At 37.3% G+C, this 573-nt stretch carries 1 protein-coding gene; it reads right to left on the bottom strand.

The genetic code is table 11. The features are described 5' to 3' along the window. Positions 1 to 35 precede the first annotated feature (35 nt). Positions 36 to 503, bottom strand: a complete 468-nt coding sequence (locus ACM0OR_RS28345; RefSeq protein WP_414579737.1) for a hypothetical protein — start codon at positions 501 to 503, stop codon at positions 36 to 38. Positions 504 to 573 lie beyond the last annotated feature (70 nt).

Below are 573 nucleotides of genomic sequence, written 5' to 3'. Positions count from 1 at the left end.
CACTCACTTTTTTTATTCTTAATACTGCTTAATCCTTAACCGAGAAGTATTGGGACTCTATTTGCTACCCATTGATACACAGCTTCGCCAATACCTAGAGTTCTACTCAAACTCACATCAGTCACTTTTGCATTTTCATAACATAATTGCCGATTCGGTAAGCTAAAAGATGTGATATCTGCGCCTATTGTCACAGTTCCGTGGGCATCTCGGCGAATCTTTCGTTCTAAAGTTACATTGGTTTTAACTGTTATCCGACAACCATTAAAAGAAACATTCTCTACCCGATTAATTCGTAAATCTTTACGTCGGTTAATATTTTGACTTTCTCCAGCTAGGCGGTTATTCAATTCTGTCAAAATCTGGGACTGGGAAGCATTACCAAATGATTCCACCACATTACAGTTGAGTTGTGCCATTGAAGGTTGCGGGTTAACGTAGAGGAAGCTTAAGGTCATAAAACTTCCTAAAATCATTTTTAAGTTTAGAGTTAAGCTTTTCATTCGCATTACCAATTTCTGGAGTTTAGACTAAATCGGTCATGTTCAAGAAAAAAAGGGAGTCTGATTGAAT

Source organism: Anabaena sp. CCY 9402-a (assembly GCF_963920945.1).
Classification (GTDB): Bacteria; Cyanobacteriota; Cyanobacteriia; order Cyanobacteriales; family Nostocaceae; genus Trichormus; species Trichormus minutissimus.
Note: the sequence above shows the minus strand (reverse complement) of the source record. Positions and strands in the feature narration are given on the sequence as shown.

What these genes read in the sequence shown, in the direction of transcription:
- ACM0OR_RS28345 (WP_414579737.1), bottom strand. Translation starts at nt 503, where the DNA reads ATGAAAAGCTTAACTCTAAACTTAAAAATGATTTTAGGAAGTTTTATG.